The sequence below is a fragment of the Klebsiella michiganensis genome, assembly GCF_015139575.1.
Classification (GTDB): Bacteria; Pseudomonadota; Gammaproteobacteria; order Enterobacterales; family Enterobacteriaceae; genus Klebsiella; species Klebsiella michiganensis.
The window spans coordinates 1,554,287-1,580,302 of sequence record NZ_AP022547.1 but is presented as its reverse complement, the minus strand read 5'-3'; the positions used below and the strand labels follow the sequence as shown (position 1 = coordinate 1,580,302).

Annotated in this window: 28 protein-coding genes; 11 read left to right on the top strand and 17 right to left on the bottom strand. The window is 56.0% G+C overall.

Annotated elements, in window-relative coordinates; genetic code table 11:
- Positions 1-21: 21 nt before the first annotated feature.
- From JLG71_RS07545 to JLG71_RS07535, 3 genes are all read right to left on the bottom strand, one after another.
- On the bottom strand, positions 22-1,278 hold the full coding sequence (locus JLG71_RS07545; RefSeq protein WP_200914036.1) for a nucleoside permease: 1,257 nt from the start codon (positions 1,276-1,278) through the stop codon (positions 22-24).
- 60 nt (positions 1,279-1,338) lie between these two features.
- A complete protein-coding gene (xapA, locus tag JLG71_RS07540; protein ID WP_014230309.1) occupies positions 1,339-2,172 on the bottom strand; it encodes a xanthosine phosphorylase in 834 nt (277 codons plus the stop codon).
- 122 nt (positions 2,173-2,294) lie between these two features.
- Positions 2,295-3,221, bottom strand: coding sequence for a LysR family transcriptional regulator (locus JLG71_RS07535; RefSeq protein WP_014230310.1), 927 nt, complete (start codon positions 3,219-3,221; stop codon positions 2,295-2,297).
- Between the two features lie 89 nt (positions 3,222-3,310).
- Here JLG71_RS07535 and JLG71_RS07530 point away from each other — a divergent pair, with 89 nt between their 5' ends.
- The gene (locus tag JLG71_RS07530; RefSeq protein WP_004852990.1) at positions 3,311-4,309 is read left to right on the top strand and encodes a bile acid:sodium symporter family protein; all 999 of its coding nucleotides are present in this window, start codon (positions 3,311-3,313) and stop codon (positions 4,307-4,309) included.
- On the opposite strand, the gene JLG71_RS07525 is transcribed toward JLG71_RS07530, so the two are convergent.
- From JLG71_RS07525 to zipA, 3 genes are all read right to left on the bottom strand, one after another.
- Entirely contained in the window at positions 4,306-4,524 is a 219-nt protein-coding gene (locus tag JLG71_RS07525) for a DUF3820 family protein (RefSeq protein WP_004123346.1), read from the bottom strand. The genes JLG71_RS07530 and JLG71_RS07525 overlap by 4 nt on opposite strands.
- Complete coding sequence (gene ligA / locus JLG71_RS07520) at positions 4,517-6,541, bottom strand: NAD-dependent DNA ligase LigA (protein ID WP_014230312.1); 2,025 nt, start codon at positions 6,539-6,541, stop codon at positions 4,517-4,519. Before ligA ends, JLG71_RS07525 begins: the two co-directional genes overlap by 8 nt.
- A gap of 74 nt (positions 6,542-6,615) precedes the next feature.
- Entirely contained in the window at positions 6,616-7,629 is a 1,014-nt protein-coding gene (gene zipA / locus JLG71_RS07515) for a cell division protein ZipA (protein WP_014230313.1), read from the bottom strand.
- 230 nt (positions 7,630-7,859) lie between these two features.
- Here zipA and cysZ point away from each other — a divergent pair, with 230 nt between their 5' ends.
- The 5 genes from cysZ (at position 7,860) to crr (ending at position 12,715) form a co-directional block, all read left to right on the top strand.
- On the top strand, positions 7,860-8,621 hold the full coding sequence (gene cysZ, locus JLG71_RS07510; protein ID WP_009654873.1) for a sulfate transporter CysZ: 762 nt from the start codon (positions 7,860-7,862) through the stop codon (positions 8,619-8,621).
- Positions 8,622-8,780: 159 nt separating this feature from the next.
- Entirely contained in the window at positions 8,781-9,752 is a 972-nt protein-coding gene (gene cysK, locus JLG71_RS07505; RefSeq protein WP_025106638.1) for a cysteine synthase A, read from the top strand.
- A gap of 381 nt (positions 9,753-10,133) precedes the next feature.
- Positions 10,134-10,391 carry a phosphocarrier protein Hpr gene (gene ptsH / locus JLG71_RS07500; RefSeq protein ID WP_002913505.1) on the top strand — a complete coding sequence of 86 codons (258 nt, stop codon included), beginning with the start codon at positions 10,134-10,136 and terminating at the stop codon, positions 10,389-10,391.
- A 44-nt stretch (positions 10,392-10,435) separates the two neighbouring features.
- Positions 10,436-12,163, top strand: a complete 1,728-nt coding sequence (gene ptsI, locus JLG71_RS07495; protein WP_032750846.1) for a phosphoenolpyruvate-protein phosphotransferase PtsI — start codon at positions 10,436-10,438, stop codon at positions 12,161-12,163.
- 42 nt (positions 12,164-12,205) lie between these two features.
- A complete protein-coding gene (crr, locus tag JLG71_RS07490) occupies positions 12,206-12,715 on the top strand; it encodes a PTS glucose transporter subunit IIA (RefSeq protein ID WP_000522253.1) in 510 nt (169 codons plus the stop codon).
- A gap of 41 nt (positions 12,716-12,756) precedes the next feature.
- On the opposite strand, the gene JLG71_RS07485 is transcribed toward crr, so the two are convergent.
- Both JLG71_RS07485 and pdxK read right to left on the bottom strand, forming a co-directional pair.
- Positions 12,757-12,996, bottom strand: a complete 240-nt coding sequence (locus tag JLG71_RS07485; RefSeq protein ID WP_004104337.1) for a hypothetical protein — start codon at positions 12,994-12,996, stop codon at positions 12,757-12,759.
- Entirely contained in the window at positions 12,993-13,859 is an 867-nt protein-coding gene (pdxK, locus tag JLG71_RS07480; protein ID WP_014230316.1) for a pyridoxine/pyridoxal/pyridoxamine kinase, read from the bottom strand. The genes JLG71_RS07485 and pdxK overlap by 4 nt, the downstream gene beginning before the upstream one ends.
- Positions 13,860-13,941: 82 nt before the next feature.
- Here pdxK and ptsJ point away from each other — a divergent pair, with 82 nt between their 5' ends.
- Genes ptsJ through JLG71_RS07465 form a run of 3 tightly spaced genes read left to right on the top strand, consistent with a single transcriptional unit; the run spans position 13,942 to position 16,415 of the window.
- A complete protein-coding gene (gene ptsJ / locus JLG71_RS07475) occupies positions 13,942-15,240 on the top strand; it encodes a MocR-like B6 salvage transcription factor PtsJ (protein WP_049079187.1) in 1,299 nt (432 codons plus the stop codon).
- A 14-nt stretch (positions 15,241-15,254) separates the two neighbouring features.
- The gene (locus JLG71_RS07470; RefSeq protein WP_048260624.1) at positions 15,255-15,962 is read left to right on the top strand and encodes a type 1 glutamine amidotransferase; all 708 of its coding nucleotides are present in this window, start codon (positions 15,255-15,257) and stop codon (positions 15,960-15,962) included.
- A gap of 45 nt (positions 15,963-16,007) precedes the next feature.
- Positions 16,008-16,415: a YybH family protein gene (locus JLG71_RS07465; RefSeq protein WP_047723142.1), complete on the top strand. Its 408-nt coding sequence runs from the start codon at positions 16,008-16,010 to the stop codon at positions 16,413-16,415.
- On the opposite strand, the gene cysM is transcribed toward JLG71_RS07465, so the two are convergent.
- The 9 genes from cysM to JLG71_RS07420 all read right to left on the bottom strand — a co-directional run bounded on the left by cysM (position 16,412) and on the right by JLG71_RS07420 (position 23,917).
- The gene (cysM, locus tag JLG71_RS07460; RefSeq protein ID WP_014230319.1) at positions 16,412-17,323 is read right to left on the bottom strand and encodes a cysteine synthase CysM; all 912 of its coding nucleotides are present in this window, start codon (positions 17,321-17,323) and stop codon (positions 16,412-16,414) included. The two genes, JLG71_RS07465 and cysM, sit on opposite strands and share 4 nt — an antisense overlap.
- Positions 17,324-17,389: 66 nt before the next feature.
- Positions 17,390-18,484 (bottom strand): sulfate/thiosulfate ABC transporter ATP-binding protein CysA, encoded by a 1,095-nt coding sequence (gene cysA / locus JLG71_RS07455; RefSeq protein ID WP_004853015.1) that lies wholly within the window; start codon positions 18,482-18,484, stop codon positions 17,390-17,392.
- Complete coding sequence (cysW, locus tag JLG71_RS07450; protein WP_004853017.1) at positions 18,474-19,349, bottom strand: sulfate/thiosulfate ABC transporter permease CysW; 876 nt, start codon at positions 19,347-19,349, stop codon at positions 18,474-18,476. Before cysW ends, cysA begins: the two co-directional genes overlap by 11 nt.
- The gene (gene cysT, locus JLG71_RS07445; protein ID WP_004123378.1) at positions 19,349-20,182 is read right to left on the bottom strand and encodes a sulfate/thiosulfate ABC transporter permease CysT; all 834 of its coding nucleotides are present in this window, start codon (positions 20,180-20,182) and stop codon (positions 19,349-19,351) included. The genes cysW and cysT overlap by 1 nt, the downstream gene beginning before the upstream one ends.
- Positions 20,182-21,198: a thiosulfate/sulfate ABC transporter substrate-binding protein CysP gene (gene cysP, locus JLG71_RS07440; RefSeq protein WP_049069738.1), complete on the bottom strand. Its 1,017-nt coding sequence runs from the start codon at positions 21,196-21,198 to the stop codon at positions 20,182-20,184. Before cysP ends, cysT begins: the two co-directional genes overlap by 1 nt.
- Positions 21,199-21,423: 225 nt before the next feature.
- On the bottom strand, positions 21,424-22,323 hold the full coding sequence (locus tag JLG71_RS07435) for a Dyp-type peroxidase (protein ID WP_009654897.1): 900 nt from the start codon (positions 22,321-22,323) through the stop codon (positions 21,424-21,426).
- 93 nt (positions 22,324-22,416) lie between these two features.
- A complete protein-coding gene (locus JLG71_RS07430) occupies positions 22,417-22,992 on the bottom strand; it encodes an RpoE-regulated lipoprotein (protein ID WP_014839169.1) in 576 nt (191 codons plus the stop codon).
- Between the two features lie 63 nt (positions 22,993-23,055).
- Entirely contained in the window at positions 23,056-23,505 is a 450-nt protein-coding gene (locus tag JLG71_RS07425; RefSeq protein WP_004853030.1) for a DUF2919 domain-containing protein, read from the bottom strand.
- Entirely contained in the window at positions 23,492-23,917 is a 426-nt protein-coding gene (locus JLG71_RS07420; protein ID WP_004853033.1) for a GNAT family acetyltransferase, read from the bottom strand. The genes JLG71_RS07425 and JLG71_RS07420 overlap by 14 nt, the downstream gene beginning before the upstream one ends.
- Before the next feature lie 211 nt (positions 23,918-24,128).
- On the opposite strand from JLG71_RS07420, the gene amiA reads away from it, so the two are divergent.
- Both amiA and hemF read left to right on the top strand, forming a co-directional pair.
- Positions 24,129-25,004: an N-acetylmuramoyl-L-alanine amidase AmiA gene (gene amiA / locus JLG71_RS07415; RefSeq protein ID WP_004870750.1), complete on the top strand. Its 876-nt coding sequence runs from the start codon at positions 24,129-24,131 to the stop codon at positions 25,002-25,004.
- Complete coding sequence (gene hemF, locus JLG71_RS07410) at positions 25,004-25,903, top strand: oxygen-dependent coproporphyrinogen oxidase (RefSeq protein WP_047723139.1); 900 nt, start codon at positions 25,004-25,006, stop codon at positions 25,901-25,903. Before amiA ends, hemF begins: the two co-directional genes overlap by 1 nt.
- Positions 25,904-26,016: the final 113 nt, after the last annotated feature.

The window sequence follows — 26,016 nt, the reverse complement described above, 5'->3', positions numbered from 1 at the left end:
TGTGCCCGCCGCGGAAGAGGATTAATGCGTCAGCGCTTTTTTCATTAATTTCTCAGGTTCATGTTTATATTTGAAGAACACAGCAAAAACAACCGCCAGCAGCAATGAATAGGCCGCGAAGACCAGCCAGATGGTCTGCCACTCTTTTACGCCATCAACAGAGAAGTAATCCACGGCCATGCCGCTGAGAACCGAACCTACCCATGCGCCAACACCGTTCACCATAGTCATAAACAACCCCTGCGCACTGGCGCGAATATGCGCCCCCGCCTCTTGCTCTACGAACACCGACCCTGAAATATTAAAGAAGTCGAATGCGCAGCCGTAAACGATCATCGACATCAGCAGCAGAACAAAACCGAACGGAGAGGGATCGCCAAAGGCAAAAAAGCCAAAGCGCAGCGTCCACGCCAGCATACTCATCAGCATGACCGTTTTAATGCCAAAGCGTTTCAGAAAGAATGGAATGGTGAGAATAAAGGCAACTTCCGCCATCTGCGAGACCGAAAGCAAAATAGAGGGATAGCGTACGACAAAGCTGTCGGCAAACGCCGGGTTGCGGGCGAAATCATGCAGGAAGGGGTTACCGAAGACGTTGGTGATTTGCAGTACCGCCCCGAGCATCATCGCGAAGAAAAAGAAAATGGCCATCCGCGGATTTTTAAACAATATGAATGCATCCAGTCCCAGCCTCGCGGCCAATGTGGTGCCAGGTTTCTTCTCGGTCACAGCAATTTTCGGTAGCGTAAGCGCATAAATCGCCAGTAATAACGACGCGGCAGAGGCGATATACAGCTGCGCGCTGCTCAGCTCCAGCCCCATCAGGCTAACCGTCCACATGGCGACAATAAAACCAAGAGTGCCAAATACGCGAACAGGAGGAAACGCGGTCGCCGGCTCCTGACCGGACTGCGCCAGACATGAATAGGAGATGCTATTAGACAACGAGATAGTCGGCATATAGGTCATCGCGTTAATCAGCATTACCCAGAACATCGTCTCCGGATCGGTGACGGTCGTTGCATAAAGAAGCACGCCCGCGCAGACCAGGTGGCAGAGCATATAGGCCCGTTCTGCACGTAGCCATTTATCGGCAACGATCCCCATAATGGCGGGCATGATAATGGCCGCCAGCCCTTTGGAACTATAGACAATGCCGACATTTGCCCCGGTGAAATGCAGTGTGTTTATCATGTAAGAACCCAGGGTGACCAGCCAGCTACCCCAGATAAAATATTGCAAAAACGACATGAGTTTTAAGCGAGAGGCGATACCCATTTTTCCGTTCCTTGCCATTAAAGTAAGACCCCGCAAGCGGGGTCAATATTTATTATTTTTTCAGGCCAGTTTGCGTAAGAAGCCGCAGATCAGGTTAATAAAGTTCTGCCGGGAGAGTTCGGCCGCCGCCAGGGTTTGCGCGTGAGATAGTTTCACATCGCCGAGGCCCTCAGCCAGATTGGTAATGGCTGAGACGGCCACCACTTTCAGCTCGCAATGGCGGGCAGCGATGACTTCCGGCACGACGGACATCCCCACCACATCGCCGCCGATAATCTGCATCATGCGAATCTCCGCCGCCGTTTCAAAATTCGGCCCGGGATAAGAGACAAATACACCTTCAGTCAGCGGAAACCCCTCCTCCTCCGCTACGCGCTGCAGAACGGCGCGGTAATCCGCGTCATAGGCGTTGGCCAGGGAGAAGAAGCGTTCGCCGAAGCGCTCATCATTCAGGCCCACCATTGGCGTACCCGGCATCGTGTTAATATGATCGCTGAGCGCCACCAGACTTCCCGGCCCCACTTCCGGACGTAAAGAACCGGCCGCGTTAGTACAAAACAGCAGTTCACACCCCAGCAGCTTTAGCGTCCGGATGGCATCAGTCATCACCGTCATGCCCCGACCTTCATAGAAGTGCCCACGCCCTTTCATGCAGGCAACGGGTACGCCGGCCAGATTTCCAAGCACCAGCTCGCCGGCATGGCCGTGCACGGTACTCACCGGAAAGCCGGGCAGCTTCTCGTAAGATATCGCCACCGCATCTTCAATTTGTTCCGCCAGCGCCCCGAGACCCGACCCCAGGATAAAGGCCACCCGCGGCGTAAAATCCGGCTTATATCCGCGAATAATATCGGCGCTATACCAGGGATTCTGTGAGAAAAGCGTGTCGCTCATAAGCTGTCCTTAAAAACTGAAAGATCGATAAAGTGATTGGCTACCATGCTGTTATAACGATGCTACGCAATCGATTACCAATACAGTTTTCCCGGACGTTTGATATTAAAAAGCTATTGATTTCATTTCTGATACAAGGGGTCGTTTTCGCGTAAGGCGGTCAGCTGGCCAGCCTGCTGCCGCACCACCTCCCACAGCGCCTCTGCGGCTGTCGATAGCGAGCGGTTTTTACGCCGCGCCAGCATCAGCTGGCGTTCCACCACCGGGGTGAGCCGCTTCACCTGCAGATGACTTCCCTGAGGGAGCGGCAGCGCTAACGCAGGTAGGATGCTGATGCCTATCCCCGACTCAACCATTGGGAATAGCGTGGCCGGATGACCGATTTCCTGCACGATATTTGCGGTAACGGCGAATCCCGCGAGCGCGGCGTCAATCAGCGGCCGGCTACCCGAAGCATAATCCTGCAAAACCAGCCGCTGGTCATGCAGCGCATGCCAGCTCACCGCATCCCTTTTAGCGAAAGGGTGATCGCAACGGCAAAGCAGCAGGAAAGGTTCAGCGAGAACCGCCTCACACTGCAAATCGGTCGCGGCGCCAGGGTCGATAACAATGCCAAAATCAACTTCTCCCTGACGGATGCTCTCCAGCACCCACTGCTGGGGGCGATCGTGCAGAACAAAATCTATCTCCGGATAGCGACGGTTGCTGTAGGCGATGCACTGCGGGATCAGATGGGCGGAAATGGTCTGGCTGGCCGCCACCCGCACGGTTCCCATAAGCTGCTGCCCGACGCGCCCGGCCTCACGCAACGTGCCGTTTAACTCATCCAGCAAGCGCTCAAGCCGGGCCGCCAGCTGCTGTCCGGCTTCCGTGAGCACCACTTCGCGCGTCGTTCGGTCAAGCAGGCGTACGCCGGTCTGATGTTCCAGCTCTTTCACGCTGTGGCTTACCGCTGACTGACTCAGGCCAATACTCTCCCCTGCCCGGCTAAAGCTTTTGACGCGAGCAACGGTCACAAAAACCTTCAACTGACGTAGCGAATAATTCATCTCTTTTTTTCATGAATAGATGCAATAAATCGATTTTATTTCTCAAACTAAAGAAAGCACAATAGCGACATCGATTTTCAGGAGCGTTTATGAAATTTTTCCGCATTCTTGATCCATTCACCCTGACGTTAGTCACCGTCGTCCTGCTGGCCTCCTTTTTTCCTGCGCGCGGCGGATTTGTCCCCTTCTTTGAACATTTAACCACCGCCGCCATCGCGCTGCTTTTCTTTATGCACGGCGCCAAGCTCTCCCGTGAGGCGATCGTTGCCGGGGGCAGCCACTGGCGTTTACATCTCTGGGTCATGTGCAGCACGTTTATCGTTTTTCCCGTGCTTGGCGTGCTGTTCGCCTGGTGGGCGCCCGTTAACGTCGATCCGGCGCTCTATACCGGGTTTATTTATCTCTGCATTCTTCCCGCCACCGTCCAGTCAGCCATTGCGTTTACCTCCCTGGCGGGCGGCAACGTGGCGGCTGCGGTATGCTCGGCTTCGGCCTCAAGCCTGCTGGGGATCTTCATTTCGCCACTGCTGGTCGGCCTGTTGATGAACCTGCACGGTGCGGGGGGGAGTCTGGAGCAGGTTGGCAAAATCATGCTGCAGCTGCTGCTGCCGTTTGTGCTGGGACATCTCTCTCGTCCGTGGATTGGCAACTGGGTGGCAAAACATAAAAAGTGGATCTCGAAAACCGACCAGACCTCCATCCTGCTGGTGGTCTATTCGGCGTTCAGCGAGGCGGTTGTTAACGGTATCTGGCACAAAGTCGGCGTCGGTTCGCTGCTGTTTATCGTTATTGTCAGCATGGTGCTGCTGGCGATTGTGATTGCGATTAACGTCTTTGTGGCGCGCAGGTGCGGGTTTAATAAAGCGGATGAAATTACGATTGTCTTTTGCGGGTCGAAAAAGAGCCTGGCGAACGGCATTCCGATGGCCAACATTCTCTTCCCGACCTCTATCCTGGGGATAATGGTGCTGCCGCTGATGATCTTCCATCAGATTCAGCTTATGGTCTGTGCGGTGCTGGCGCGGCGCTATAAGCGCCAGGCCGAAGCGTTACAGGCGCAGGAGAAAAGCCGCGCCTCCGAAGCCTAACGCGGGCGCTTAAGGGGCTCGACCAGGCTGGTCAGCCCCTCCGTTTTAATCAATAGCGTTAATGCCATCAGCTCGCCAAGATGCCCGGCGGGAAATTGATCCTTACGGGCAAACCACAGCAAATACTCTTCCGGCACATCGATTAAGCGCCGCCCTTTGTATTTACCAAACGGCATTTCCGTGTTGGCAATCTCAATAAGCTGATCTTTATCCACGCGACTCTCCGAGCAGACGCAGCATTTCGTCTTCATCGATCACCGCAATTCCCAGCTCCTGCGCTTTGGCAAGCTTAGAGCCCGCCGCCTCCCCGGCGATGACCAGGTCGGTCTTCTTCGACACGCTGCCCGCCACCTTCGCCCCCAGCGCAACCAGCCGGGCTTTCGCATCGTCACGGGAGAGCTGACTCAGGCTACCGGTCAGAACCACCGTTTTGCCGGCAAAGGGGCTATCAATCTCTTCCGCATTGACCACGACCGGCGCCGGCCAGCGGACGCCTTCTTTACGCAGCTGAGCAATCACTTCGCGGTTGCTCTCTTCGGCAAAGAAATTACGCACGTGCGTGGCAACCACAATCCCGACATCGGGCACTTTTTGCAGATCGTCAATTGAAGCCTGCTCCAGCGCCTCAATGGTGCCAAAATGGGCCGCTAAACCGGCTGCCGTCGCCTCACCGACTTCGCGGATCCCCAGCGCATAAAGGAAACGGGCAAAGGTGGTCTCTTTGGACTTCTCCAGGGCATCCACCACGTTCTGCGCTGATTTGGGCCCCATGCGATCGAGCCCGGTGAGTTTACCCGGCGTCAGTTGGAAGAGATCGGCCGGCGTATGCACGTACTCTTTTTCAACCAGCTGATCGATGATTTTATCGCCCATACCGTCAACGTCCAGGGCGCGACGGGAGACAAAATGCTTGAGCGCTTCTTTACGCTGGGCGCCGCAGATCAGACCGCCGGTACAGCGCGTCACCACTTCGCCTTCCACGCGTTCAACGTCGGAATGACATACCGGACAATGGGTGGGGAACACGATCTCACGCGTCTCCTCCGGGCGTTCTGAGAGCACGACGTTCACGACCTGAGGGATAACATCGCCGGCGCGGCGAATGACCACCTTATCGCCGATACGCAGTCCCAGACGCTCGATTTCATCAGCATTATGCAGCGTCGCGTTGCTGACCAGGACCCCGGCGACGTGTACCGGCTCCAGACGCGCAACCGGCGTGATGGCGCCAGTGCGCCCGACCTGAAACTCAACGTCGCGCACGAAAGTCATCTGCTCCTGCGCCGGAAACTTAAACGCCACCGCCCAGCGCGGCGCGCGGGCTACGAAGCCAAGCTGTTCCTGCAGCGCCAGCGAATCGACCTTGATGACCACGCCGTCGATATCAAACCCCAGCTTCGGCCGATCCTCTTCAACCTGGCGATAGTAAGTAAGCACTTCCTCTGGCGTATGGCAGAGCTTTACACGCTCGCTGACCGGCAGCCCCCAGGACTTAAACTGCTGCAAGCGCGCCGAGTGGCTGGCAGGCAGCTCGCCGCCTTCCAGCACGCCCACGCCGTAGCAAAAGAAAGTGAGTGGACGCTTCGCGGTAATCCGCGGATCGAGCTGGCGTAAAGACCCCGCCGCCGCGTTACGCGGGTTAGCAAAGACTTTACCTCCGGTTCGCCGCGCCTCTTCATTAATTTTTTCAAACCCTGCCTGCGGCAGGAACACCTCTCCGCGCACCTCAAGCCGCTGCGGAATATTGTCACCGCGTAGCTTCAGGGGAATCGCGCGAATGGTACGCACGTTGGAGGTAATATCTTCGCCGGTCGTTCCATCGCCGCGGGTCGCCGCCTGCACCAGCAGGCCGTTTTCATACAGGATACTGACCGCCAGGCCATCCAGCTTGAGCTCACAGCAGTAAGTCAGGTTATCGGTATTTTTCAGGCGATCCTGTACCCGCTTGTTGAACGCGAGGAAGCTCTCCTCATCAAAAACGTTGTCCAGCGACAGCATCGGGACTTCATGGCGAATCTGGCTAAAAGAGGCTAACGGTGCGGCACCGACGCGCTGGGTGGGCGAGTCCGGGGTGATCAGCTCAGGGTACTGAGCTTCCAGCTCGCGCAGTTCGCGCATTAACCGATCGTATTCCGCATCAGGGATTTCCGGCGTATCCATGACGTGGTAGAGATATTCATGATGGCGAAGCGTGGTTCGCAGTTCAGTCAGTTTTTGTTCGTTCGATTCCATATCACACCATCAATGATAAAAAACCCCCGACGGGCGGGGGTTCAGGATAAGTAGATGAAACGCAAGAAGATGAATCAGGCGTTAGCCTCTTTCACTTCACGAATTCGGTCTTGATATTCACGCAATTTTTGCGGCGTCATCATACGACGCTGGTCATCCAGCACTACGCCGCCGACTTCATCGGCAATGTACTGCGCGGACTGCAGCATCAGCTTAAAGTTTTGCAGTTCATCGCCAAAGGACGGAACCTGCATAAAGATAGTCACCCCGGGCGTCATCATATCCGCCATGCTGTCAGGATTGAAGGTGCCAGGCTTAACCATATTGGCCAGACTGAAGAGCACCTGACCGCTGCCGTCCGGGCTGAGGTGGCGATGGAAGATATTCATATCGCCAAATTTGAAGCCCGCCTGCTGGATGCTATTGATGAGTAGCTCGCCGTTGAGCTGCGAACCGTGATGCGCAGCGACGTTCATCACGATGACCGTCTCCTTACGCTCTTTAGGCTGCGGCGCGGCCTGCTGCGGCTCAGGGGCCTGAGGTTCCGGCGCCGGCTGCGGCTCTGGAGCGGCGGCAGGTTGTTGAACCGGCTGCTGCACATGCTGAACGGGCTGCTGCGCATGCTGAACGGGTTGCTGCACATGCGGAACGGGCTGCGGCTGTACCGGCTGCTGAGGCGGCACGGCGCGCTGCGGCTGCTGGACCGGGGCCTGGGCGTGAACGGGCTGATGTTGCGGCGGCTGCGGTGCACGGACAGGCTCTTCCGGGCGCACAGGTGGCTGTTGCGCCTGACGCTCATAAGGAGGCTGATACTGGTGCTGCGGCTGACGAGGTGCTTCATGCTCCCCATGAACGCCATTCGGCGCATGACTGGTCCGATGAACCCGGACTTCACCAACGCCTTCAACATCGTCATCAAAGTCGTCGCCTTCCGACGCTTCATCGTCGCGAGACTTCATACGTTTCAGTGGGCGATCGCGAAACATCGAGGAGCGTTCTTTACGGCTGGTCCAGAAACCGTGCACCAGTAAAGCGATTATGGCGATCGCGCCAACAATGATTAATATCAGACGCAAATCCTGCATCATTATATTCTCTGTTGTTCTAACACCTTGCCACCACGGCAAACATTTACTCACTAAGAGTATTTGCCGATTACATCAAGTGCAAGTGCGTCGGGGGCTTTCACTACATAAAGATGAACTAAATCGTGCTTTTTGCTGTTTTTTCGAACATTTCCTAACTGGTTATTGTCTGCTAACCCGATAAAATAGCCCGGCATTCAGCCTGGATGTCAAAAAAGGAGCATTACCTGACTATGGTTTCATCATCCGTAACGACCCCGCGTAGTGGCGTCTACTATTTTTCGCAGGGTTGGAAGCTGATCGGGCTGCCGGGGATCCGTCGATACGTATTCCTCCCTTTACTCGTCAACATTATTCTGATGGGCGGCGCATTCTGGTGGCTGTTCACGCGTCTGGACAGCTGGATCCCTTCGTTGATGAGCCATGTTCCTGAATGGCTGCAATGGCTTAACTATCTGCTGTGGCCCATGGTGGTCATTTCTATTCTGCTTGTCTTCGGCTACTTCTTCTCGACAATCGCCAACTGGATTGCCGCGCCCTTTAGCGGCCTGCTGGCCGAGCAGCTTGAAGCGCGCCTGACGGGCGCGACGCCGCCGGATGTCGGGGTTTTCGGCATCCTGAAAGATGTTCCGCGCATCATGAAGCGCGAGTGGCAGAAGTTTGCCTGGTACCTGCCGCGGGCCATCGTCCTTTTGCTTCTCTACTTTATCCCCGGTATCGGCCAGACCGTCGCCCCCGTGCTGTGGTTCCTGTTCAGCGCCTGGATGCTGGCGATTCAGTACTGCGATTACCCTTTTGATAACCATAAGGTGCCGTTTAAAACGATGCGTCAGGCGCTGCGCACGCGCAAAGTGACCAATATGCAGTTTGGCGCCCTGACCAGCCTGTTTACCATGATCCCGGTGCTAAACCTGGTCATCCTGCCCGTCGCGATTTGCGGCGCGACGGCGATGTGGGTCGATTGCTACCGTGACAAACACGCCATGTGGAAGTAGCGCTATCGCTTTCGGAGCGGCTTATGCCGCTCCTTATTACTTCTGGCTTGCCATTATTTCTCTTCTGAATATAGATATGCTAAATCCTTACTTCCGCATATTCTTTAAGCGGGTATGCTGAAGCCGTACTCCCAAATTTCATACAGTTAAGGACGGGCCATGAGTAAGATTTTTGAAGATAACTCCCTGACTATCGGCCATACGCCGCTGGTACGACTGAACCGCATCGGTAACGGACGCATCCTGGCAAAGGTAGAATCTCGTAACCCGAGCTTTAGCGTAAAATGCCGTATCGGTGCCAATATGATTTGGGATGCCGAAAAACGCGGCGTGCTGAAGCCCGGCGTTGAGCTGGTGGAACCGACCAGCGGTAATACCGGTATCGCGCTGGCGTACGTGGCTGCGGCGCGCGGTTATAAACTGACGCTGACGATGCCGGAGACCATGAGCATCGAACGCCGCAAGCTGCTGAAGGCCCTGGGCGCTAACCTGGTGCTGACCGAAGGCGCCAAGGGGATGAAAGGCGCCATCCAGAAAGCCGAAGAAATTGTCGCCAGCGACCCGGAAAAATTCCTCCTGCTCCAGCAGTTCAGCAACCCGGCCAACCCGGAAATTCATGAAAAAACCACCGGCCCGGAAATCTGGGAAGATACCGATGGTCAAATCGACGTCTTCATCTCCGGCGTCGGTACTGGCGGTACGCTGACCGGCGTGAGCCGCTATATCAAAGGCACCAAAGGTAAAAAAGATCTGATTACCGTTGCCGTTGAACCTACCGACTCCCCGGTTATCGCCCAGGCGCTGGCAGGCGAAGAGCTGAAGCCAGGCCCGCACAAAATCCAGGGTATTGGCGCAGGCTTTATCCCAGGCAACCTGGATTTGAAGCTGGTGGATAAAGTAGTGGCTATTACCAATGATGAAGCCATTTCCACCGCCCGTCGCCTGATGGAAGAGGAAGGCATTCTGGCCGGCATCTCTTCCGGCGCTGCCGTTGCCGCTGCGCTGAAGCTGCAGGAGGATGAAGCCTTTACCAACAAGAATATTGTGGTTATCCTACCCTCTTCAGGTGAGCGCTATTTAAGCACCGCATTGTTTGCCGATCTCTTCACCGAGAAAGAACTGCAACAGTAATGCCAGCTTGTTAATATCGTGTAAAAAAGCACCTTTTCAGGTGCTTTTTTGTGGCGCACATCAAACTTTTACCCCTCCTGGCATTGATTCACTTCGTTGGGTCTGGTATTTAACCAGCACATTTATTTCGATGCGCGAAATTATTCCGATTTGGATTTCCATAAGCTGAATCGATTTTATGATTTGGTTCAAGTCTTCCTTTAGCGGCATAATGTTTAATGACGTGGTAGACGTTAACGGCCTGAAGGTTTCCACAGCGATTTTCCGCTGATGGTGCCGGAGCCGGATACGTGATGCCGGCGCTAACGATACAGGCTAAAGTTTGGCCGTTAGGCTAAACTTTAGGTCCACAACACTAAACCTATAAGTTGGGGAAATATAATGTTCCAGCAAGAAGTTACTATTACCGCTCCGAACGGTCTGCACACCCGCCCTGCTGCTCAGTTTGTTAAAGAAGCAAAAGGCTTCACTTCTGAGATCACTGTAACCTCCAACGGCAAAAGCGCCAGCGCCAAAAGCCTGTTCAAACTGCAGACTCTGGGCCTGACCCAGGGTACCGTTGTCACTCTCTCTGCCGAAGGCGAAGACGAGCAAAAAGCAGTTGAGCATCTGGTAAAACTGATGGCTGAACTCGAGTAAGTTCACGGGTTCTTTTTAATATCAGTCACAAGTAAGGTAGGGTTATGATTTCAGGCATTTTAGCATCCCCGGGTATCGCTTTCGGCAAGGCACTTCTGCTGAAAGAAGATGAAATTGTCATCGACCGGAAGAAAATTTCTGCCGATAAGGTTGATCAGGAAGTTGAACGTTTTCTGAATGGCCGCACCAAGGCCTCCGCCCAGCTGGAGGTCATCAAAACCAAAGCTGGTGAAACCTTCGGTGAAGAAAAAGAAGCCATCTTCGAAGGGCACATCATGCTGCTGGAAGATGAGGAGCTTGAGCAGGAAATCATAGCCCTGATTAAAGATAAGCATATGACTGCCGATGCGGCAGCCAATGAAGTTATCGAAGGTCAGGCTACTGCCCTGGAAGAACTGGATGACGAATACCTGAAAGAGCGTGCCGCTGACGTACGCGACATCGGTAAGCGCCTGCTGCGCAACATCCTCGGTCTGGCCATCATCGATCTGAGCGCGATTCAGGATGAAGTTATCCTGGTAGCCGCTGACCTCACCCCGTCTGAAACCGCACAGCTGAACCTGAACAAGGTGCTGGGTTTCATCACCGACGCGGGCGGCCGTACTTCCCACACCTCCATCATGGCGCGTTCCCTTGAACTGCCGGCCATCGTGGGCACCGGTAGCGTGACTACCCAGGTGAAAAACGGCGATTATCTGGTTCTCGACGCGGTGAATAATCAGGTTCTGGTTAACCCGAGCGATCAACAAATCGAAGAACTGCGCAACCTGCAGGCTCAGGTCGCTGAAGAGAAAGCGGAACTGGCTAAGCTGAAAGACCTGCCGGCCATTACGCTGGACGGCCATCAGGTTGAAGTCTGCGCCAACATCGGTACCGTACGCGACGTTGAAGGTGCCGAACGTAACGGCGCGGAAGGCGTTGGTTTGTATCGTACAGAATTCCTGTTCATGGACCGCGACTCGCTGCCGACTGAAGAAGAACAGTTCGCAGCATACAAAGCCGTTGCCGAAGCGTGCGGCTCGCAGGCGGTTATCGTTCGCACCATGGACATCGGCGGCGACAAAGAGCTGCCGTACATGAACTTCCCGAAAGAAGAGAACCCGTTCCTCGGCTGGCGCGCAGTGCGCATCGCCATGGATCGCAAAGAGATTCTGCGCGACCAGGTTCGTGCCATCCTGCGCGCTTCCGCTTTCGGTAAACTGCGCATCATGTTCCCGATGATCATCTCTGTTGAAGAAGTGCGTGCACTGAAGAAAGAGATCGAAATCTACAAACAGGAACTTAAGCTCGAAGGTAAAGCTTTTGATGAGGCAATTGAGATTGGCGTGATGGTGGAAACCCCAGCCGCTGCGACAATTGCGCGTCACTTAGCCAAAGAAGTTGATTTCTTTAGTATCGGTACCAATGATTTAACGCAGTATACTCTGGCAGTTGACCGTGGTAATGATATGATTTCACATCTTTACCAGCCAATGTCCCCGTCCGTGCTGACGCTGATTAAGCAAGTTATTGATGCTTCTCATGCTGAAGGCAAATGGACTGGCATGTGCGGTGAGCTTGCGGGCGATGAACGTGCTACACTTCTGTTGCTGGGTATGGGTCTGGACGAGTTCTCTATGAGCGCCATTTCCATCCCGCGCATCAAGAAGATTATCCGTAACACGAACTTCGAAGATGCGAAAGTATTAGCAGAGCAGGCTCTTGCTCAACCGACAACGGACGAGTTAATGACGCTGGTTAACAAGTTCATTGAAGAAAAAACAATCTGCTAATTCACGAGATGCGCGGCCCAAATTACTGCTTAGGAGAAGATCATGGGTTTGTTCGATAAATTGAAATCTCTGGTTTCTGATGATAAAAAAGACACCGGAACTATTGAGATTGTTGCCCCGCTCTCTGGCGAGATCGTCAACATTGAAGACGTGCCGGATGTAGTTTTTGCGGAAAAAATTGTGGGTGATGGCATTGCTATCAAACCTACTGGCAACAAAATGGTTGCGCCGGTAGATGGTACCATCGGTAAAATTTTTGAAACCAACCATGCTTTTTCAATCGAATCTGATAGCGGCATTGAACTGTTCGTTCACTTCGGTATTGATACCGTTGAGCTGAAAGGCGAAGGCTTCAAACGTATCGCCGAAGAAGGCCAGCGTGTGAAAGTCGGCGACCCGGTTATCGAATTCGATCTGCCGCTGCTGGAAGAGAAAGCCAAGTCTACCCTGACTCCGGTTGTTATCTCCAACATGGACGAGATCAAAGAGCTGATCAAACTGTCCGGTAGCGTAACCGTGGGTGAAACACCGGTTATCCGCATCAAGAAGTAATTCTTGCCGCAGAAGAATGGCGCCTCTCGGGCGCCATTTTTTTATCTCGCCGCTTTAAACGGCCGATAGCACTTCTCCCGCGAAAGTATTTTCATCCCTTCCGGGCCGCTTTCCAGAATCCGCTTCTCGCTGTCAGAAACCTGTAAATCACACTGATATCCGCCAACGGCGCCAAATAAAGATCCCACTTCGCAGACATCCTCAAGGGCTTCGCTGCCGGTGGTCTCAAAATGGCCGACGACTCTTCCCTGCTGACGCACCACTAAACGATAGCTCTTCATTCTCCCTCCCTATGCGGCGGAAGAATGAGCTCATCGCAGCCCTGTTCATTGGTCCAGGTCATAACCGCCAGCACCCGCTGCGCGGCAGCGTGGGCGGCCTCGCCCAGCGGCATTCCGCATACCAGACCGCTCGCCAGCTCGGCGCAAAAAAGGTCGCCCGTTCCCTTCAGATCGGTTTCAACGCGCGGATGTTCAACCACCTCGACCGACTGCGCGCTAACCACCAGCACGTTGATCGTGGCGCTATTTTCTCCCGGCGCGCTGGTGATAACGACCCATTTCAGTGAATCAGAGAGCAGACTACGGGCGGCAATAATCGCCTCCTGCTGATTATGGCAAGGCAGACCGCTTAGCGTCTCCAGCTCAAACAGATTGGGCGTGATCCCCTGCGCCAGCGGGAGCAAATGCGTACGATAGGCTTCAGGGATCTCGGCCTTGACGTAAATACCGCTATCCACATCGCCAATGACGGGATCAACGAGAATACACAGTTCAGGATGCTGCTCGCGAATGCGCAGCAGCCATTGCGCCAGACGCTTAATCTGCACGGCGCTGCCCATATAGCCGGTCGTTACCGCCCGCAGCTCGCGCAGGGCGTCACGCTCCTCCAGCGCCTTTAAATAGCCGGCAAACCACTCTTCCGGGATAACGCCGCCATAGTAAGTATCATAGTGCGGCGTATTGCTGAACAGCACCGTCGGCACCGCGATGACCCGCAGGCCGTGCTGCTTTATCGCCGGTATCGCAATACTGTTGCCTACGCTGCCGTAGACCACCTGCGACTGCACGGCCACAATATCGACCTGAAGCGCCCGACTTTTATCGTTGAAGAGCACCGATTGTATTTCATCTTGCTGGCCCATCCTTTCTCCCCCCGCTGGACAGCGGGTCATACTCTGATTATCATTCGTCCTATGCTAAAATTCATTTTGTCATAGGTCAATAATGATCGTTGGAAAAACTGCCAGTGAGATCTTCGATAGCATCCGCCATCTGGTACAAAGCGGCGCACTCAAGCCTGGCGATGTTTTACCGCCGGTCCGCGAGCTGGCGGGCAAGCTGTCGGTTAACCGCAATACCGTCGCTGCCGCCTATAAGCGACTGGTGACCTCTGGCCTGGCTATCAGCCAGGGGCGTAATGGTACCGCCATTAAAACCCATAATACCCTGCCCGCCCTTGAAGGTGGCGATCCCTCTTCGCCGCTGAAGGATATCTCCAGCGGCAATCCCGACCCCGCTCGCCTGGCAAACCTCAAGCACTATCTCGGCGCAATTGCGCCAGCGCCTCGTCTGTACGGCGATGCGGCGGTTGAACCACGGCTGGCCGCGTGGGCCAGCCGCTGGGTTAACAACGATGTGAACCTGGATGCCGATATTAACCTTGCCAGCGGCGCTGTCGATGCGCTTGAGCGCCTGCTGTGCGCCCTGCTGCTGCCCGGCGATAGCGTGGCCATCGAAGACCCCTGCTTTCTCAGCAGCATCAATATGCTGCGCTACGCCGGTTTTAGCCCTTCGCCGGTACCGGTCGACGGGGAAGGCATGCAGCCTGAGGCCCTTGAAGAGGCGCTGCGCAACGGCGCCCGGGCGGTCATTATTACCCCGCGCGCGCACAATCCGACCGGCTGTAGCCTCAGCGAATCCCGCGCCCGGGCAATACGCGAAATACTGGCCCGCTATCCGCAGGTTCTGGTGATTGTTGACGACCATTTCGCGCTGCTCTCCGCCACGCCCTGGTACTCCCCTATCGCCGCGGAAAGTCAGCGTTGGGCGCTGGTACGCTCCCTGTCAAAAACCCTGGGACCAGATTTGCGTCTGGCCATCGTCGCCAGCGACGCTGACACGTCGGCGGCGCTGCGACTGAGGCTTAATTCCGGTAGCCAATGGGTCAGCCATCTGTTGCAGGATCTGGTCATCGCCTGCCTTAACGACAACACCTTTATGGCCTCTCTGGCGGAAACCCGGCGCCACTATCGTCAGCAGCATGAAAAGCTGATTGCCGCCCTCGCCAGCCGCGGAATCACCCATCTGACGCCGGGAGACGGCCTTAATTTTTGGTTCCCGCTGGAAGAGCCGAGCCAGCCGGTAGCGCTCCGTCTGGCGCACGCCGGCTGGCTGGTTCGCGAAGGCGAAACGTTCGGCATTCGCGCCCCTTCGCACGGGCTGAGGCTGTCGCTTGCGACGCTCAGCGACAATGAAATGAATAAGCTCGCCAATGACTTATACCAGATATTACAACAACAGTGACGGGAGTTAACGCTATGCAGATCCACTTTATCGTCCATGAAGTCTTTGAAGCGCCGGGAGCTTACCTGCACTGGGCGCAGGCGCGCGGCTACGGTATCAGCTGGTCGCGGGTATACGCGGGGGACAGGCTACCGGAAAACGCCAACGCTTTTGATATGCTGGTTGTGCTCGGCGGTCCGCAGTCGCCGCGCACGACATTATCTGAGTGCCCCTGGTTTGATAGCCACGCCGAGCAGCGTTTGATTGCGCAGGCCATTGCCGCAGGACGGATCGTGGTAGGGATATGCCTGGGCTCGCAGCTTATCGGTGAAGCGCTGGGCGCGCCGGTCATGCAAAGTCCGGAAAAAGAGGTGGGTCACTATCCCATCACGCTCACCACCGCGGGCCTGCAGGATGACAAACTGGCCCATTTTGGCCCCTCGCTGGTCGTCGGCCACTGGCATAACGATATGCCAGGCCTGACCCCGGAGGCGGAAGTGATGGCCTCCAGCGAAGGCTGCCCGCGGCAAATTGTGAAATACAGCGACCGGGTTTATGGCTTCCAGTGCCACATGGAGTTTGATGCTGAGGTCATTGAGCTGCTGATCGCCCATTCGCAGCAGGAGCTTAGCGCCGCCAGAGGCAGGCGTTTCATTCGTAGTGAACAGGAGATGCGTGCCTGCGATTATCGCGAAATGAATGAGAAGCTGTGGGCGTTTCTTGATAAGCTGACGGCAAAGTAAGCAAAAGGCTTTTATTAAAGCCCGGCAATTTAAGGATCGCCAGAAATGCCCAATCCCAACCCACAGCTTAAAGCCGCCATCGAAGCCTGCGATCGCGCTATCTCCCAGGAGGATTACGCGACACTGATGGAGTATTACGCTGATGACGCCGCGCTGGTCGTCAAGCCAGGCATGGTAGTGCGGGGCAAAGAAAATATCCGCAACGCGTTTATCGCCATTGCCGACTATTTCCAGCACCGGCTGGTGGTGACGCAGGGAAAAATGGAGATTATCGAAGGCGGCGGCAATGCGCTGGTGATTATGGAAACCCGGCTGGATATCCCGACGGCGGAAGCCGGGATAACACAGGTCACGCGGCGCGCAACCTATGTCTTTCATCAGCAGGGTGAACGCTGGCTCTGCACCGTGGATAACTCCTACGGTACGGACCTGCTCGACGCGCCCGAGGTTTAAATTCCCGCGCCTTGGGTAAAGTGCTCTTCGCCAAATACGCCGGTAGAAAGGTAGCGATCGCCGCGATCGCAAACGATCGCCACCACTACCGCGCCAGGATTTTCACCCGCCACACGTAGCGCGCCCGCCACCGCGCCGCCGGAACTGACGCCGCAGAAAATCCCCTCCTTCACCGCCAGCATCCGCATGGTGTTTTCGGCATCCTGTTGATGGATATCGAGCACCGCGTCCACCAGCTGCGCGTTAAAAATGCCCGGCATATATTCGGCAGGCCAGCGGCGAATTCCGGGAATACTGCTCCCCTCTTCCGGCTGCAGCCCCACGATGCTCACCGCTTTATCCTGCTCGCGCAGAAAACGCGATACGCCGGTAATGGTGCCGGTGGTGCCCATACTGGAGACAAAATGGGTGATCCGCCCATCGGTCTGCTGCCAGATTTCCGGCCCGGTAGTGGTGTAGTGCGCGTACGGGTTGTCCGGGTTGTTGAACTGATCGAGCAGCTTGCCTTCGCCGCGCTGCGCCATGGCTAACGCTAAGTCACGCGCGCCTTCCATTCCCTGCTCTTTGGTGACCAGAATCAGCTCCGCACCGTAGGCGCGCATGGCGGCACGGCGCTCCTGGCTCATGTTGTCCGGCATCAGCAGCTTCATCTGATAGCCTTTAAGCGCGGCGATCATCGCCAGCGCAATGCCGGTGTTGCCGCTGGTCGCTTCAATCAGCACATCACCGGGTTTAATCTCTCCGCGCTTTTCGGCCTCGACAATCATCGACAGGGCCGCCCTGTCTTTCACCGACCCCGCCGGATTGTTGCCTTCAAGTTTGACCCAGATTTCGCTGCCGTTGTCCGGCCCCATGCGCTGCAGTTTGACCAGAGGCGTGTTGCCGATTGTTTGTTCTAATGTATTCACGGTTTTGCCCAATAAAAAGCCCGGTAAGCATTACGCCACCGGGCGAAAAACATACGCGATAACCTATCAGGCTGACTCCGCCAGAGCAATATCCTCGCGCGTCTCAATGCGTTCCTTCCCGTGATAAATACGGGCATGCTGCAGACCGACAAACAGGCGCTCTCCCCGGTGCGGCGGGACGTCGTCGCGCATGACCACGGTCAGCGGCTCGGTATACCAGCCCAGCGGTTGTACCACCAATTGCGTGTAGTGACCTTTAGGGCTAGCTTCCAGCACCTGCACCGGCAGCGGTGAATCGAGGCTGGTTCGGCGGCTCACGTCAACTTCCCACGGACGCAGGAACAGATCGACCGGCCCCTGATGCGCGGAGGTATAGCCCAGCGGCCAGCGGTGCGCGCCCACGTGGAATTGTCCGCCGCGAATGGTGCCCTGCAGACGGTTCACCTCGCCCATAAATTCCAGCACAAAGCGGGTCGCCGGTTCGCGCCAGAGCTGCTCCGGCTCGTCAACCTGCTCAATGTTCCCCTGGCTCATCACTACCACGCGGTCGGCAACTTCCATCGCCTCTTCCTGATCGTGGGTGACGAAGACGCTGGTGAACTTCAGCTCTTCATGCAGCTGACGCAGCCAGCGACGCAGCTCTTTACGCACCTGGGCGTCCAGCGCGCCGAAGGGTTCATCCAGCAGCAGTATCTGCGGTTCAACGGCTAACGCACGCGCCAGCGCCACGCGCTGCTTCTGCCCGCCGGAGAGCTGCGCCGGAAAGCGATCCGCCAGATGCGCAAGCTGTACCATCTCCAGCAGTTTGGTCACTTTCGCTTTGATGGCCGCCGCATTCGGGCGCTCGCGGCGCGGCAGTACGGTCAGGCCAAACGCAATATTGTCGAACACGGTCATATGGCGGAACAGCGCGTAATGCTGGAATACAAAGCCCACCTTGCGATCGCGGGCATGCAGACGGCTCACGTCGGTGCCGTGAAAGCGGATGTGCCCGCTGGTCTGATGCTCAAGCCCGGCGATAATACGCAGCAGCGTGGTTTTACCGGAGCCAGACGGCCCGAGCAGCGCCACCATTTGTCCGGAAGGGATATCCAGCGAGATATCATTCAGCACCTGGGTGCGACCAAAAGACTTCTTAATATTGGCAATCTCAATGCTCATGATTTCCCTCCTGATGCTGACGTTTTTCCTGATTTTCTAAACGCCACTGCACCACACTCTTCAAAAACAGGGTCAAAATAGCCATCAGCGTCAGCAACGCGGCGGCAGTAAACGAACCGATGGTGTTGTAGTCCTGCTGCAGCAGCTCAATCTGTAACGGCAGCGACAGGGTTTCACCGCGAATAGAGCCGGAGACGACGGAAACGGCACCAAACTCGCCAATCGCGCGGGCGTTGGTCAGCACCACGCCGTAAAGCAGCGCCCAGCGGATATTCGGCAGCGTCACGCGGCGGAACATCTGCCAGCCTGACGCGCCCAGCAGCACCGCCGCTTCGTCTTCGTTGCTCCCCTGGCTTAACATCACCGGCACCAGCTCGCGCACCACAAACGGGCAGGTCACAAAGACCGTCACCAGCACCATGCCCGGCCAGGCGAACATGATCTGCAGGTTGTGCTCATCCAGCCAGCCGCCCAGCGGCCCGTTGGAGCCGTAAAAGAGCAGATACACCAGGCCCGCTACCACCGGCGACACGGCAAAAGGAATATCCAGCAGGGTCAGCAGCAGCTGACGTCCCGGGAAGTTAAAGCGCGTCACCAGCCACGCCAGCAGCGTGCCGAACACCAGGTTCACCGGCACGGTGATCAATGCAATCAGCACGGTCAGCCAGATGGCGTGCAGCATATCCGGGTTCGCCAGGTTTTCCAGCGCGGGCATCAGCCCCTTGCTGAAGGCCTGAACGAAGATATACACCGTCGGCACGACGAGAATAAACGCGGAAACCAGCACGCCCGCACCGATCAGAAACCATTTACCCCAGTTGATGCGGGGCGCATCGTATCGCTTCAATTGCGTAACTTCCGCCATCAGTGACCTACCACACGTCGACCAAAGCGACTTTGCAGAGTGTTAATCGAGTACAGCAGCAGCAGCGAGGCCGCGAGGATCACCGAAGCAATCGCGCTCGCCGCCGGGTAATCAAACTCCTGCAAACGAATAAAAATCATCAGCGAGGTCACTTCCGTTTTCCACGCAATGTTGCCGGCGATAAAAATCACCGCGCCGAACTCACCGAGGCTGCGGGTAAAGGACAGCGCAACGCCCGCCATCAGCGCCGGGGAGAGCTCCGGCAGCACCACCTTGCGAAAGCTCTGCCAGCGCGTGGCGCCCAGGGTTTCCGCCGCCTCTTCATATTCCGGACCCAACTCTTCCAGCACCGGCTGCACGGTACGCACCACAAACGGGATGCTGGTAAAGGCCATGGCCACCGCGATACCGAGCCAGGTATAGGTGACTTTAATATCAAATTTCGCCAGCCACTCGCCGTACAACCCGTTCACGGAGAAGAGCGAGGCGAGGGTTAAGCCGGCAACGGCCGTCGGCAGCGCAAACGGCAAATCCATCAGCGCATCAAGCAGCGTGCGGCCCGGGAAGCGGTAGCGGGTTAAGATCCACGCCATCAGAAGGCCGAACACGCCGTTAAAAATGGAGGCGACAAACGCCGACAGCAGCGTCACTTTATAGGCCGCCACCACCTGCGGGTTGGTCACCACGTCCCAGTACTGCGCCCAGCTCATCTGGGCAAGCTGCATCACCAGCGCGCTGAGCGGCAACAACAGGATAAGGCAGACGAACAGCAGGCTGGTCCCGAGGCTTAAGGTAAAGCCCGGCAGCACGCGTTTAGTCGATACTGCAAACATTACTTACGCCCCGCCGCCAGCAGTTTGTCCAGCTCACCGCCGCTGGCAAAATGGGTTTTCATCACATCAGGCCAGGAGCCAAATTTATCTTCCACGCGGAACAGTTCGGTCTGCGGGAATTTATCTTGCAGTTTGTTCATCACGTCCGGGTTATTCACGCGGTAGTAGTAATCGGTAATGATGGTCTGCGCCTGTGGGCTGTACAGGTAGTTGAGATAGGCTTTTGCCGCTTTCTCGGTACCGTTGGCCTGGACGTTTTTATCCACCCACGCCACCGGGAACTCGGCCAGGATGTTGGTTTTCGGGATAACCACCTCAAAGCCCTGCGCTTCATACTGTTTGCGGATGTTGTTCACTTCCGATTCGAAGCTGATCAGCACATCGCCCAGACCGCGCTCGGCGAAGGTCGTGGTAGCCCCGCGACCGCCGGTATCAAACACTTCGACGTTTTTCAGGAACTGGGTCATGAACTGCTCGGTTTTCGCTTTATCGCCGCCGTCAGCCTTGTCCGCCGCGCCCCACGCCGCTAAATAAGTGTAACGCGCGTTGCCGGAGGTTTTTGGGTTCGGGAAAATCAGCTTCACGTCGGAACGCACTAAGTCATTCCAGTCGTGGATATTCTTCGGGTTACCTTTACGCACCAGGAAGCCCATGGTGGAGTAAAACGGCGAGCTGTTATTCGGCAGACGGCTTTGCCAGTCGGCGGGGATCAGCTTGCCTTTGTCGTGCAGAATCTGGACATCGGTCACCTGATTGTAGGTCACCACGTCAGCCTTCAGCCCTTGCAGAATCGCCAGCGCCTGTTTTGATGACCCGGCATGAGATTGTTTTATCGTCAGCTTATCGCCGCCGTTATCTTTCGCCCACTGCTGTTCGAACTGCGGGTTAAGGGCGGCAAACAGCTCGCGGGAAACATCGTAGGAACTGTTCAGCAATTCCGTCGCCTGCGCCTGCGCGACCAGCAGCACAGAAGCAGCCAGCGCCAGATATCCTTTTTTTAGTGATTTAACGGCCATTGCGCACCCTTATCAATATGATGATTTTCTGCTGATCATCATATTTATAACGGCTATGAAAGGAGTAACGGTTTTATATACCGTTTGGCGATTTGGAAGTCGAAAAGAGAATAAGGGAATGGCAAAGCTTATCTGAATCACGCATGCAGAACCGGAACACGTTCGACGCCTGCCGGCCGCGCCGAACGGTTCCCTCTCCTGCGGGGAGAGGGTTTAGTGGAGATCTTACAGCGCCAGCAGTCTATCCAGCGAAGGCGCGAAGTAGTATCCGCCGGTCACCGGTTTGGTAAAACGCAGCATCGCGTCGCGCTTACCGTCGGTATCGCCGAACATGCTCAGCAGCTGCTGTTCAATATTGTGCAGACGCGCGCAGTAGGCGCAAAAGTAGAGGCCGTGGGTGCCGCTGGCGGTACCGTACGGCAGGCTCTGACGCACAATCTTCAGCCCTTTACCTTCTTCTTTCAGATCCACGCGGCTCAGGTGAGAGGTATCCGGACGATCGTCGCCGTCAATCTCTTCGTTGGCTTCTTTGGTACGGCCGATCATCATCTCCTGATCGGGAACGCTCATGCGATTAAGCTGCTTGAGGTTGTGCTCCCAGCGCTGCACAAATACGTAGCTGCCGCCCGCATCGACGCCATCCTGAATCACCGCCACTTCACGGCGGGTCTCTTCCCCCGCCGGGTTTTCAGTACCGTCGACAAAGCCGCTCAGATCGCGCTCTTCAATCCAGCGAAAGCCGTGAATCTCTTCTTTAACATCAATCGCTGCGCCAAAAGCGGACAGGGCCGCCTGAGCGACAGAAAAATTCAGCTCATGCTGCGCGGACAGAATGTGGATTAGCACATCATACTGGGTGGCCGGGGCCAGACCTTTGCCATAGGACGGGAAGTCTTTTAGCTCTTCAGCCCCGACGCCACCGCTTAGCTGACGCCAGACGTTATGGCCAAAAGCGACCACCGCCCCCAGCTTCGCTTCCGGGTATTTCGCCTGAAAGGTGGCTAACTTATCGGCAAACACCTTGCTGGCTTCGCGCAGGGCGTCAACATCGCCTTTGACATTTGCTTCAATCCAAATCGCCGCACGGCAATGTTCCGGCAAAATGCCGCTCTGAACCTGAGACATCGCTCCTCCTGAAATAGTACAACCACAACGCTGTGGCTTTTTAAGGCGCTATTGTACCCGCTTTTTCAGGACCTCGAATCACTTCAGATCAAATTAGCGACGCCAGATAATCTTGCTCACCTTCCAGTTTTTCAGCGTGTCGTCGGAGGGCATTAGCTCTTCAGGGCCGCTCCAGTTGCCGGTGAAGGCATAGCTAATATGCTGGCTACCCTCGGCCTTGCACTCCACCACGGCACCGTTATCGTTGCTGCCTTTCTGGCAGTTACCAAACGCTTTGCTGTAGATATCGCTGAACGGGGTACCGATTTTCACGCCGCTGGCGGCTTTGATATTGCTATCGCGCACGTCGATGCGGCTAATAGTCCCGCTCTCGCCGTTGATGGTCAGCGCGACCTTGTCATCTTTTAACGCTTCGAAATAGCGCACAATATTGCCGTTAGCCGTTTTCATGCCGCTGCGCAGGCGGTAGCTGCTGCCGAGCGCGTCGCCGATCGCCTGCTCGCTCAGCGCCGTTGACGCCGTCAGGTTGCCTACGCCCTGTTCGCTCACCTCCATAGAGGAACCAAACCAGTTCCACGGATAAGCCGCCGACCAGTTCACCGAGCTCATCGTTGAGCAGCCGGTTAAAGCCAGCGGTAGTGCGCAGAGAAGTAAACGTAGCGATTTCATGACTGAGTGTCCTTTCTGATGTATTCAACGCAAGTTGGAGTGCGCGATCGGCAAAAAGTGCCGTTAAACCTGTTCTTCGCGAAAACAGGCTTTCAGCCGACGGCTGCTTAACAGCCACCAGAGCGCGTAAAGATCCGCCGCCAGCAGGCCGATGGTCACCGCCGAAGGCGACTCGCCGCTCATCCACAACAGCGGTTGCCAGACCAACAGCAAGAGCTGGGAAAGCACCAGCAGCCAGCGCATCATGGGCCAGAGCCGGGGGAAGCGCTGACGATGCCCGCTAATGATAAACGCCAGCACCGCCGGAATGCCGGGGAGCAATCCCAGCCAAAAATTATCGTGGTCCGGATAAAACAGATTCAGCAGCGCGTCGCCCTGCTGGCGTGACGCGCCGGCCATCAGAAATAGCACCCACGTCCGCGCCTGAAGCAGCAGCACGCACCAAAAGAGAAACGGCAAACGCAGGCGGCCGTGGGTATCGAAATCGGCGGGGATAAACTCAGTATTCTTCATCTTCAATTAAGCGCTTGCCGAGGCACAGCACGTCTGAATGCTCATAGCCAAGGCGTTCGTACATCCCCTGCACCACGTCATTATCTTCGCGAACCATAATATTTATTTTCGGACAGCCGCGGGCGATCAGCTTTTTCTCCAGCCGATTAAGCAGCGCATTAGCAATACCGCGACCGCGATATTCAGGATGCACGCCAAGATAATAGGCAGACCCGCGATGCCCGTCATAACCGCCCATCACCGTGCCAACCACTTCACCGTTAACTTCGGCGACCAGAAACAGGCTGGCATCGTGGTTCAGCTTACGTTCAATATCCATTTCCGGATCGTTCCATGGGCGAAGGAGATCGCAACGCTCCCACAGGGTGATGACCTCTTCGAAATCTTGCTGGCGAAAAACGCGTATCTCCATGGTATTCCCCACCATTGACGGTTAAAAACAGAGATTATGGCGTGATTGTGCCCGATAGCCAATATCAGGCGCAATGAGCCGCAAAAAATGGCATACTATGACTTTGTCATGTATTGAAATGAAAAGTAAAACAATTCTTATTTTGAATGGTCGTATCAGAAAAGACGATACGATATAACATTGGTTACCACTTGTTTGCAATTCAGGCCGAATGAGCACTTTTAAACCATTAAAAATACTTGCTTCGCGCCGCCAGGTGCTGAAAGCCGGGCTGGCAGCAATCACGCTTTCAGGGATCGCCTCACAGGCCAGCGCGAAAGAACAACAGCCATTGAAAACATCCAATGGGCACAGCAAACCCGCAGCGAAGAAAAAAGGCGCCAAACGCGTCGTGATGCTCGACCCGGGCCATGGCGGTATTGATACCGGCGCTATCGGCCATAACGGTTCAAAAGAGAAGCACGTCGTGCTGGCGATCGCTAAAAACGTGCGCAGCATTCTGCGCAGCAACGGCATCGATGCGCGCCTGACGCGCAGCGGCGATACATTTATTCCGCTCTATGACCGGGTGGAGATCGCCCACCAGCACGGCGCCGATCTTTTTATGTCAATTCACGCCGATGGTTTCACCAACCCGAGCGCGGCCGGCGCCTCCGTTTTCGCCCTTTCCAACCGCGGCGCCAGTAGCGCCATGGCAAAGTATCTCTCGGACCGTGAAAACCGAGCGGATGAAGTGGCCGGCAAGAAAACGACGGATAAAGACCACCTATTGCAGCAAGTGCTGTTCGACCTGGTACAAACTGATACCATCAAAAACAGCCTGACGCTCGGTTCGCATATCCTGAAAAAGATCAAGCCGGTGCATAAGCTGCACAGCCGCAATACCGAGCAGGCGGCGTTTGTGGTGCTGAAATCGCCGTCGATTCCGTCGGTGCTGGTAGAAACCTCGTTTATTACCAATCCGAACGAAGAAAAACTGCTCGGCACCACCGCGTTCCGGCAGAAAATCGCCACAGCGATTGCCAACGGCATCATCAGCTATTTCCACTGGTTCGATAACCAGAAAGCCCACTCGAAGAGACGTTAATGAGACCCGATGCGCACCAGGTAAAAGCTTTCCTTCTCCAGCTCCAGGATGCTATCTGCCAAAAGCTCAGCGCCGTTGACGGCAGCGAATTCATCGAAGATAGCTGGCAGCGGGAAGGCGGCGGCGGCGGACGCAGCCGGGTGCTGCGCGATGGCGGTATCTTTGAGCAGGCTGGCGTTAACTTTTCGCACGTGCACGGCGAGGCGATGCCGGCTTCCGCAACCGCGCACCGCCCTGAGCTGGCGGGCCGCAGCTTTGAAGCGATGGGCGTCTCGCTGGTCGTGCACCCGCGCAGCCCCTATATCCCCACCAGCCACGCCAACGTGCGCTTCTTTATCGCGGAAAAACCGGGCGCCGAGCCGGTATGGTGGTTCGGCGGCGGCTTCGATTTAACCCCCTACTACGGCTTTGAAGAAGATGCCGTTCACTGGCATCGCACCGCTCGCGACCTGTGCCAGCCCTTCGGCGAAGAGGTTTATCCGCGCTATAAAAAGTGGTGCGACGACTACTTCTTCCTCAAGCATCGTAACGAGCAGCGCGGCATCGGCGGCCTGTTTTTTGATGATTTGAATACCCCGAACTTTGACCATTGTTTCGACTTTATGCAGGCGGTGGGCAATGGCTTCACCGATGCGTATCTGCCCATTGTCGAGCGGCGTAAAGAGAGGGTCTGGGGCGAGCGCGAGCGCGATTTTCAGCTCTACCGCCGCGGGCGCTACGTGGAGTTCAACCTGGTGTGGGATCGCGGTACCCTGTTCGGCCTGCAAACCGGCGGCCGCACCGAATCCATTCTGATGTCGATGCCGCCGCTGGTGCGCTGGGAATACGACTACCAGCCGGAAGCGGGCAGCCCGGAAGCGGCGCTGAGCGCGTTTATTCAGGTGCGCGATTGGGTTTAACGTTGCCTGATAGTGCGGTTCGCAGGCCAGATACGGCGCTGTTTTGCCTGATGGCGCTACGCTTATCAGGCCTGCGATGACGGCGCGAATCGCCATCCGCTAAATAGATCGTC

What these genes read in the sequence shown, in the direction of transcription:
- cysA (WP_004853015.1), bottom strand. Translation starts at nt 18,484, where the DNA reads ATGAGCATTGAGATTGCCAATATTAAGAAGTCTTTTGGTCGCACCCAG.
- ligA (WP_014230312.1), bottom strand. Translation starts at nt 6,541, where the DNA reads ATGGAATCGAACGAACAAAAACTGACTGAACTGCGAACCACGCTTCGC.
- JLG71_RS07545 (WP_200914036.1), bottom strand. Translation starts at nt 1,278, where the DNA reads ATGGGTATCGCCTCTCGCTTAAAACTCATGTCGTTTTTGCAATATTTT.
- amiA (WP_004870750.1), top strand. Translation starts at nt 24,129, where the DNA reads ATGAGCACTTTTAAACCATTAAAAATACTTGCTTCGCGCCGCCAGGTG.
- JLG71_RS07430 (WP_014839169.1), bottom strand. Translation starts at nt 22,992, where the DNA reads ATGAAATCGCTACGTTTACTTCTCTGCGCACTACCGCTGGCTTTAACC.
- ptsH (WP_002913505.1), top strand. Translation starts at nt 10,134, where the DNA reads ATGTTCCAGCAAGAAGTTACTATTACCGCTCCGAACGGTCTGCACACC.
- ptsJ (WP_049079187.1), top strand. Translation starts at nt 13,942, where the DNA reads ATGATCGTTGGAAAAACTGCCAGTGAGATCTTCGATAGCATCCGCCAT.
- crr (WP_000522253.1), top strand. Translation starts at nt 12,206, where the DNA reads ATGGGTTTGTTCGATAAATTGAAATCTCTGGTTTCTGATGATAAAAAA.
- JLG71_RS07435 (WP_009654897.1), bottom strand. Translation starts at nt 22,323, where the DNA reads ATGTCTCAGGTTCAGAGCGGCATTTTGCCGGAACATTGCCGTGCGGCG.
- xapA (WP_014230309.1), bottom strand. Translation starts at nt 2,172, where the DNA reads ATGAGCGACACGCTTTTCTCACAGAATCCCTGGTATAGCGCCGATATT.
- JLG71_RS07420 (WP_004853033.1), bottom strand. Translation starts at nt 23,917, where the DNA reads ATGGAGATACGCGTTTTTCGCCAGCAAGATTTCGAAGAGGTCATCACC.
- cysT (WP_004123378.1), bottom strand. Translation starts at nt 20,182, where the DNA reads ATGTTTGCAGTATCGACTAAACGCGTGCTGCCGGGCTTTACCTTAAGC.
- JLG71_RS07425 (WP_004853030.1), bottom strand. Translation starts at nt 23,505, where the DNA reads ATGAAGAATACTGAGTTTATCCCCGCCGATTTCGATACCCACGGCCGC.
- cysW (WP_004853017.1), bottom strand. Translation starts at nt 19,349, where the DNA reads ATGGCGGAAGTTACGCAATTGAAGCGATACGATGCGCCCCGCATCAAC.
- JLG71_RS07470 (WP_048260624.1), top strand. Translation starts at nt 15,255, where the DNA reads ATGCAGATCCACTTTATCGTCCATGAAGTCTTTGAAGCGCCGGGAGCT.
- hemF (WP_047723139.1), top strand. Translation starts at nt 25,004, where the DNA reads ATGAGACCCGATGCGCACCAGGTAAAAGCTTTCCTTCTCCAGCTCCAG.
- pdxK (WP_014230316.1), bottom strand. Translation starts at nt 13,859, where the DNA reads ATGGGCCAGCAAGATGAAATACAATCGGTGCTCTTCAACGATAAAAGT.
- JLG71_RS07485 (WP_004104337.1), bottom strand. Translation starts at nt 12,996, where the DNA reads ATGAAGAGCTATCGTTTAGTGGTGCGTCAGCAGGGAAGAGTCGTCGGC.
- JLG71_RS07465 (WP_047723142.1), top strand. Translation starts at nt 16,008, where the DNA reads ATGCCCAATCCCAACCCACAGCTTAAAGCCGCCATCGAAGCCTGCGAT.
- cysP (WP_049069738.1), bottom strand. Translation starts at nt 21,198, where the DNA reads ATGGCCGTTAAATCACTAAAAAAAGGATATCTGGCGCTGGCTGCTTCT.
- ptsI (WP_032750846.1), top strand. Translation starts at nt 10,436, where the DNA reads ATGATTTCAGGCATTTTAGCATCCCCGGGTATCGCTTTCGGCAAGGCA.
- cysK (WP_025106638.1), top strand. Translation starts at nt 8,781, where the DNA reads ATGAGTAAGATTTTTGAAGATAACTCCCTGACTATCGGCCATACGCCG.
- zipA (WP_014230313.1), bottom strand. Translation starts at nt 7,629, where the DNA reads ATGATGCAGGATTTGCGTCTGATATTAATCATTGTTGGCGCGATCGCC.
- JLG71_RS07535 (WP_014230310.1), bottom strand. Translation starts at nt 3,221, where the DNA reads ATGAATTATTCGCTACGTCAGTTGAAGGTTTTTGTGACCGTTGCTCGC.
- cysZ (WP_009654873.1), top strand. Translation starts at nt 7,860, where the DNA reads ATGGTTTCATCATCCGTAACGACCCCGCGTAGTGGCGTCTACTATTTT.
- JLG71_RS07530 (WP_004852990.1), top strand. Translation starts at nt 3,311, where the DNA reads ATGAAATTTTTCCGCATTCTTGATCCATTCACCCTGACGTTAGTCACC.